This window comes from Solicola agrisoli (assembly GCF_049059935.1).
Lineage (GTDB): Bacteria > Actinomycetota > Actinomycetes > Propionibacteriales > Nocardioidaceae > JAURVT01.
In genome coordinates this window covers 1-6835 of sequence record NZ_JBMGQR010000122.1, presented here as the reverse complement: position 1 = coordinate 6835, position 6835 = coordinate 1, and the positions used below count along the sequence as shown (strand labels likewise).

11 protein-coding genes are annotated in these 6835 nt (G+C 69.8%); 4 read left to right on the top strand and 7 right to left on the bottom strand.

What is annotated here, in order from left to right; genetic code table 11:
* Positions 1-140: 140 nt before the first annotated feature.
* From ACI6PP_RS22555 to ACI6PP_RS22545, 3 genes are all read right to left on the bottom strand, one after another.
* Entirely contained in the window at positions 141-281 is a 141-nt protein-coding gene (locus ACI6PP_RS22555) for a hypothetical protein (protein ID WP_421113978.1), read from the bottom strand.
* A gap of 102 nt (positions 282-383) precedes the next feature.
* Positions 384-893, bottom strand: coding sequence for a GNAT family N-acetyltransferase (locus ACI6PP_RS22550; RefSeq protein ID WP_421113977.1), 510 nt, complete (start codon positions 891-893; stop codon positions 384-386).
* A 221-nt stretch (positions 894-1114) separates the two neighbouring features.
* Complete coding sequence (locus ACI6PP_RS22545) at positions 1115-1813, bottom strand: hypothetical protein (protein ID WP_421113976.1); 699 nt, start codon at positions 1811-1813, stop codon at positions 1115-1117.
* A gap of 238 nt (positions 1814-2051) precedes the next feature.
* On the opposite strand from ACI6PP_RS22545, the gene ACI6PP_RS22540 reads away from it, so the two are divergent.
* Positions 2052-2717, top strand: a complete 666-nt coding sequence (locus ACI6PP_RS22540; RefSeq protein WP_421113975.1) for a PAS domain-containing protein — start codon at positions 2052-2054, stop codon at positions 2715-2717.
* Positions 2718-2884: 167 nt separating this feature from the next.
* On the opposite strand, the gene ACI6PP_RS22535 is transcribed toward ACI6PP_RS22540, so the two are convergent.
* Positions 2885-3592 carry a ZIP family metal transporter gene (locus ACI6PP_RS22535; protein ID WP_476712952.1) on the bottom strand — a complete coding sequence of 236 codons (708 nt, stop codon included), beginning with the start codon at positions 3590-3592 and terminating at the stop codon, positions 2885-2887.
* Positions 3593-3879: 287 nt separating this feature from the next.
* Between ACI6PP_RS22535 and ACI6PP_RS22530 the strand changes: the two genes are divergently transcribed.
* Together ACI6PP_RS22530 and ACI6PP_RS22525 are read left to right on the top strand one after the other, a co-directional pair.
* Positions 3880-4197, top strand: a complete 318-nt coding sequence (locus tag ACI6PP_RS22530; protein WP_421113973.1) for a hypothetical protein — start codon at positions 3880-3882, stop codon at positions 4195-4197.
* A 43-nt stretch (positions 4198-4240) separates the two neighbouring features.
* Positions 4241-4381: a hypothetical protein gene (locus ACI6PP_RS22525; RefSeq protein WP_421113972.1), complete on the top strand. Its 141-nt coding sequence runs from the start codon at positions 4241-4243 to the stop codon at positions 4379-4381.
* A gap of 193 nt (positions 4382-4574) precedes the next feature.
* Here the strand turns inward: ACI6PP_RS22525 and ACI6PP_RS22520 are convergent, their stop codons facing one another.
* Together ACI6PP_RS22520 and ACI6PP_RS22515 are read right to left on the bottom strand one after the other, a co-directional pair.
* Positions 4575-4868 carry a WhiB family transcriptional regulator gene (locus ACI6PP_RS22520; RefSeq protein WP_421113971.1) on the bottom strand — a complete coding sequence of 98 codons (294 nt, stop codon included), beginning with the start codon at positions 4866-4868 and terminating at the stop codon, positions 4575-4577.
* Between the two features lie 142 nt (positions 4869-5010).
* A complete protein-coding gene (locus ACI6PP_RS22515) occupies positions 5011-5424 on the bottom strand; it encodes a pyridoxamine 5'-phosphate oxidase family protein (RefSeq protein ID WP_421113970.1) in 414 nt (137 codons plus the stop codon).
* 188 nt (positions 5425-5612) lie between these two features.
* Here ACI6PP_RS22515 and ACI6PP_RS22510 point away from each other — a divergent pair, with 188 nt between their 5' ends.
* Positions 5613-6038 carry an SRPBCC family protein gene (locus ACI6PP_RS22510; protein ID WP_421113969.1) on the top strand — a complete coding sequence of 142 codons (426 nt, stop codon included), beginning with the start codon at positions 5613-5615 and terminating at the stop codon, positions 6036-6038.
* Between the two features lie 199 nt (positions 6039-6237).
* Here the strand turns inward: ACI6PP_RS22510 and ACI6PP_RS22505 are convergent, their stop codons facing one another.
* Positions 6238-6570 carry an NIPSNAP family protein gene (locus tag ACI6PP_RS22505; RefSeq protein WP_421113968.1) on the bottom strand — a complete coding sequence of 111 codons (333 nt, stop codon included), beginning with the start codon at positions 6568-6570 and terminating at the stop codon, positions 6238-6240.
* Between the last annotated feature and the right edge of the window lie 265 nt (positions 6571-6835).

Below are 6835 nucleotides of genomic sequence, written 5' to 3'. Positions count from 1 at the left end.
GCGAGGTCAACACCTCCAGCTGACCCCACCACGCACGCGACTCGGCCCCCGGCACCCAGGTGTCGGGGGCCGAGGCGCGTCGCGGGGTGGCCACCGCGGCGCACTGGCCCGGGTCGAACCACGCTGGGGTCAGCGATTCGTCACCGGTCGGAGCTGGGTTTCCAGCCGGCGAAGTCACCGCGGGCACGCGCGTCGGCGAGCTGGGTGAGGGTGTGGGTCCATTCCCGGGACAGACGTGCCTTGAGGTCGCTCCAGCTCTCGGTCGGCCGGTTCTGGGTCATGCGGGTGATCCAATCAGGAGTCGGGGGCACGGGGCGGGTGTGATGCCGGTCGTGGCGCGTGGGGTGCTGCCGGCCGGGTCGTCGAGATCGGCGCGCTCGTCGTCAGGTCGTTCGACGGAGTGGCGTGCGCACCATCGTCACCGGCCTGCTCGGATCGGCGGACCCATCATGGTTCCCGCTGGGCCGTGCCGACGCGGATGTGGCCGTGAAACCCGAGCGGAGCATCAGCCGGCCCACGGCGGTGTCGCCCGCCGGTACGTGGGCGCTGAGCTCGACCGCGCCCGCGCTGAGGGCCGCGGCGACCGCCGCTCGCACCAGGGCGAACCCGACTCCTCGCCGCTGCAGCAGCGGTGCGACCGCGATCTCGTGGACGGCCCAGAGCCCGTTGCTGGCAGGTGCAGGTGAGAGTGCGACGAACCCGGCGACGGCCTCGGGCAGGAACGCCACCAACGTGCTCGAGACGGTGACACCGGTGTGGGCGCCGAAGAACGGTTCGGCGGCGTCGGGCAGCGGCCGGGTCGCAGTCTGGGGCGACCAGGTGTCGTAGGTGATCGCGGCGAGCTGGCCGTCGTCGGTCTCGGCGGCGCGTCTGATGCGCAGGTCGTCGGTCATCGCCGGCTCCCAGGTGTGAAGGCGTCGGAAGGGAACAGGGGTGGGGGTTGTGGTGAGGGCCGTCCAGTCACCACACCAACCCGGCCCCCACCTGTTCCAGCGCAGCCTCAGATGCTGTGCCGGATGCACGACCAAGCACGCCGCACAGCGTGCGACGTGCTCGGTCACCCCCTTACGGGCGGAGAAAAGGAATCAACGCGCCCGCAGGCTCATGTGCGGCGTCAGCTGGCCGGGGTGGTGTTGACGGTGATCTTCGCGACGCCGACCAGCAGGTCGGCGGTGACGGCGTCGGTGTTGAACGTCGAGTTCAGCAGCTCGGCGGCGACGGGGGAAATCTTGACCTGGGTGCCCTCGAGGACGGCGGTGTCGCCCTCGGTGGCCAGCGGGTTCAGCGTGCGGCCGTCGAGGGTGAACAGGTAAGCCGACTGCACCGCGACCTTGCCGTTGACCGAGACGTCGCCGTAGACGCGCGAAACGCCCGGGTCGACGTTGAGGTTGGTGAGCTCGACCTCGGTGTCGCCGGCGGTGAGCGACAGGCCCGAGCCGACGTGCTGGATCTGGCCGATGACGTAGGGCGAGACGGTGCCGGGCTTGAAGACGGTCACGTTGCCGCCGGTGATCGGGAAGCTCAGGGCGCCGTCGGCGAGCGTCGCGTCGCCCACGGTGCCGGGCGTCAGCTTGAGCGCGGTCAGCGCGTCGGTGAAGCCCGAGTCCAGCGTGATCGCGGTGCTCTCGCCCGACAGCGCGTCGATCGAGGCGACGGGCTTGGGGGCCGACGCCGTCGCGGAGCTGGAGGACGACGACGCGGCCGTGGAGGCGTCGTCGTTGTTCCCGCACGCGGCCAGCGGCAGCGCCAGCAGGGCGGTCGCGGCGATGCCGGCGAAGAACTTGGTGCGGGGCTTGGCGGTGGTGATGCTCATGGTGGAACCTCAGATGCTGTGTCGTGGGTGACTGTCACCGGTGATTCGGCCCCACACCCCTCCTAGATTGGTTGAAACTCAAACCAATCTCCTTCACCTGCGGTAGCGAACATCTGGGCCTGACCTCACCGGGTTCTACGCGGTTCGTCTCGCTCATCGTCGTCCGGACTACAGATACATTGCTGCCTAGGTCGGGCGGCAGCCGTGCCGCAACCCCAGGCAGTGAAGAGGTCGTGTCGTGCGCGGAGAGGCCGAGCGCAACATCCGTGCCGTCACCCACGGCAAGGACGTCCCCGCCGGCGGGTTCCGGTACGAGATCGAGGCCGACCGGTGGACGCTGTCCGACGACACCCGGTCCATGCTCGGACTCGGGCCCGACGAGGCCGTCACCGCCGACGTCCTGACGGCGTTCCAGCACCCCGAGGACCGTGCCACGATGGCCGCGGTGATGGACTCGATCACCGGCGGACGGTCCTACCAGCACTTCTACCGGGTCGTGACGCGCACCGGCAAGACGCTGTCGGTGCTCGGCGTCGGCCAGGTCGTCGACGGGGACCAGGGACAGGGACGTATCGTCGTCGGCTACCTCATCGACCTCACCCCGGCGTCCCATCGCAACGAGCTCGACCGCGCCTTCGCGGCCGTGGTCGCCGACTTCGACCACGTCGATCCCGTCCAGCACAAGCTGGACGTCCTGTCCTGCGCCCGCGGCCTGCTCATGGGGATCCTCGACGTTTCAGGCGACGGTGCCTACGACCTGCTCCGCGAGGCGGCCGTCCGGGGCCACAGCACCGAGGTCGTCATCGCCGAGCAGGTCGTGCTGCACTTCAGCAGGACCAGCGGGATCCACAGATCACGGTCCCAGATGCGACACGAGGTCCAAGACGTGCTCGACCAGGACTGACCCCCAATGAACCCCAACGCCGCAACACGCCCGCCCCCCTGACCGGTGCCACGTCCCGCTCGGCGTCCAGTCACCGTCGGTGTGGACCGCGACCCATCGTCGGGTCAGCGTGCTCTCGCGCCGAACACGAGAGCGCCGGTCGAGCTGTCCGACGGGGCAGGATGTCGTCAGGAAAGCGCGGAGAGTCCTGCGGCGACGGCGAACCCGACGACCGTCGCCAGGCCGGCGACGTCACGTGCCTTGTCCTTGGCCTCGGGGATCATCGAGTCCACCAGCATCACCAGCAACGCCCCGGCAGCGAATCCGTCGATCGCCGCCCGCCCGCTCGATCCCACGACGTCGGCCACGGCGAATCCGCCGACCGTGGCCACCGCGCACAGCGAGGTCACCACCGCCCACAGCCCCAGCACCCGGCGCGGCGGTGACCCGGCCGCAGCCATGTCCGACGACGACCCGATCGCCTCGGGCAGGTTCGACACGAAGACGGCCACCAGGAGCGCGACGCTCACACCGCCCCCTGCGGCCAGCCCGATGCCCAGGACCGCCTGCTCGGGTATCCCGTCCAGCAGTGCTCCCAGGGCGAGCGGCAGCCCGCTGCCCTGCCCGCCATCGCGGCCCCCGATCCGCTCGACGGCCCGGTCCGCGACGAAGAACGTGACTGCACCGGCCGCCAGACCGGCCGCTACCGGCGTGGCACCACCGACGCGCAGTCCCTCCTCGGCGAGCTCGAAGGAAACGCTCGAGACCAAGGCACCCGCGCCGAAGCCGAGCACGATCCCGACCAGCCGGGGCGACCACCGGCGGACCAGCCCCAGACCCGCACCGAGCAGGAGCGACACCGCCGCCACCAGCCCATACACCGCCGCCATCTGCACACCAGGACGCTACGTCCGCCTCCGGCACACCGCAGGCGACGCAGGGCCGACACCGGACCGGGGTGACCCCGGCGTTGTCTATCCTCGCCCTAGAGCCGCCCCCGGTGACCCGAGACACTGGGGGCGGCTCGCCGTTGCCTGGGATGCGTCTCTGGCAGACGTCCGAGGGCCGCGGGCCCCGATGCCGGGCCGGCGAGCCAGACCCCCCGTCCGCGCCGGCCGACTCGGTCGGCGCCGGCTCTCAGGCGGTGATAGACGTCAGTGGACCACCCCACTAGGAGGACCAGATGTCGCAGCAGGGACACACACCGCCCAAAGGTGTCCAGAAGGTCGGTGCGCGTGCCGTCAAGTGGATCGAGGACGGCAAGGCCGGGAAGAACTTCACCGACACCGGGCGCACCAGGGCGCACCAGCTCGCCGACGGTGAAGCTCTCAGTGACGAGCAGGTCAAGAAGATGCAGGCGTACTTCGCCCGGCACGCGGTCGACAAGGAGGCCGAAGGGTTCAAGGGTGGCCAGAAGGGGTTCCCGTCACCAGGACGGGTGGCCTGGGACGCCTGGGGCGGCGACGAGGGCCAACGGTGGGTGTCTGGCATCGACCTCTGAGCGCCGGTGTGCGCGCCAGAGCGCGCCGAGGTAGCAAGGTCGCATGACGATCACCCCAGATCCCCCGATCGAGCCCGACATCCAACCCCCGACGCCCATCGAACCGGACCCCGGCGTCGACCCGGCCGTCGAGCCCGACATCGAACCGCAGCCCGCGCCCGGTGAGGCCCCGCCCCCGCAGTGACGGTCAAGTGCCTGAACACCCACTAGCCGACCGCGCATCAGATCCCCACGCGCGCATCCCTACCTGTCTCGTCGGCCGCTCGCGCGTACGATGACGACGTCGCCCAGCGCCGTCGGGATTGTCGGCGAACGGCTCTCGGGGCGATCCAAACGTCGCCGACGCCTCGGCCGGCGCGCGAGCGCCGTGACGTGGGTCAGGCGGTCCCCGCGAGGTCGTCGCGTCGACGCAGCTCGTCACGCTCCTGGGTGGTCAGGCCGCCCCAGACACCGAAGGGCTCCTGCACCTGCAGGGCGTGCTCGAGGCACTGGGTGACGACCGGGCAGCGGGCACAGAACGCCTTGGCTGCCCGGTCGCGACGCGCGCGCCGCTCGCCGCGCTCGAACTCCGGCGAGAAGAAGGTCTCGGGATCGGCGTCGTTGCACGCGCCCTCGTACTGCCAGTCGTAGGACTCGTGGATCGGCATCGGCAGTCGTGACAGGTTCGCCATGGTGGTCTCCTCGCTTGCTCGCTTGCCGGGTCCCGGCCCGCTGCGACTCAAGAACTTGTTCAGAACCTAGCCAGAACTTCGTCATCGACGCAAGGGCTGATCGCAACCGCCCCTGCTACGACAGGTGACGTTCATCCGTCGTTCAGTCCGGCACGACGTCCGACGACGACAGCTCCGTGTCGGGAACCCACACCCCTGCGGCCCAGTGCCGTGCAGTCAGCACGACGACCTGCACCGCCGTCCGCCCCTCGCCGGCGGCGTCCAGGCACCGCCGGACCTCCGCCGGCAGCATCGCGCCGTTCGCCGTGTGCGCCTTGGCGCCCAGGACGGTCCATCCGTCGTCACCGGAGAACGTGACCTGGACCTCGGAGGTCAGCTGGATCTGCGCGATCAGGCGGGCCTTGTCGGGGCAGATGAACCACAACGATCCGGTGAACGGGGTGGACACGAACTCGATCGGGCGCCCCAGCAGCCGCTCGCCGGTGCCGCGTGTCGTCAACACACCGACCATCCCCGCACCGAGCCGTGCCACCAGCTCCTCGGCTGGCTCGCTCACCTGTGGTCGTCCATCACTCGACCGCACGATGACCGTTCCACCGGCTCAACACCACACACGGATTCTGCACCGCCTCTCGGCTCGCGACCAGGCACGCCCGTCGCGACCGTAGTCGCCCCCTGGGCACGTCGGCGACCTGCCACCTGCATCGGATGCAACCGCGATGACGGGCTCGTAGGCTCGTCACGATGGTCACCCGCGACGCGACGGTCTCCACCGCGCTGCCCGCCCCCTGGGTGTGGTCGGTGCTCACCGACGTGGAGAACCTCGAGCGGTGGAGCGGATTCGAGCACTGCACCGACAACGGGGGGCGGCGCCTGCACGACGGGTCGGTCTGGGAGTGCCGCATCGTCCTGGACGGCCGCCCCGTCCCGGTGACGCTCACCGTGGTCGGGTTCGCGCCCTCCGCCAGGCTGACCTTGAAGTCTGAGACACCGGTCTTGACCGTCCTGGAGACCTTCTCGGTCCTGCGGCGCACCCGTCGCGTTGACGTCGGTTACCACCTACGCGCCTACTCGCAGGTCTCCGCCCCCGTCCTGCAGCGATGGCTCGACGACCACCTCGACCGCGTCACCGACGGACTCGGGCACCTTCTCCTCGCACCGCCGCCGTAAGACTGCGGGCCCGCCAGGCCGACCGGGCTAGGCCGTCTCGTCCCATCGGGGCGAGCGGAGCACCCCAGAGGGGTGGTCAGTTCGGACGCGCCTCGTGACCACGACGCCCCGCGGTGCGCCGGTCCTCCTTCATCTCGGACTCGAACACGTGGCGCCGGCCGCCGACCAGCTGTTCACGCGCGCGTCGTTCGTGATCCGCCTACGGGACGGCGTCGGTTGACGTTGGTCCGTCGAACACGGGCCGCATGAACGACCGCTCGTAGCGCAGCACGCACCCACTTTGATCGCGGATCTCGTCGGCTGCAACGAACTCCGGGTCCACGTCGAAAAGCGTGCGGTAGTGCTCGTACTCGGCCAGAGACGGGAACGAGAACAGCGCAAGCGCGCGGTCACTCGCTCCCTCGGAGGGGAGGAAGTAGCCGTGGTGGGTGCCGCCGTGCTTATTGACCAGGGAGATCCAGGCTCGGCCGAAGCGTTCGAAATCGTCGACCTTGGCTGCATCGATCGTGTACTCGACAACGCACGTGATCATGCAATCAACGTACGAACCGAATGCCCTCTTGGCTATCTCGCCCGACAGCCCGTCTGCTGGCGCGGTTGCCCATCCCCTGCGGACGCAGACTGCCCCAACGTGGAGAGGGGAGGCGGTGCCTGCGAGGGATCGCTCATTGGGATCCACCAGGGCTAGGCGCACCGCGCACGCTGTCGTCGCTGGTTACAAACAGCTGTTCCGGGGTTTCGATTGTGGCGTTCGCTCGGGGCGACCGCATGTCATTCGCGGCAATCTCGGCACTCTG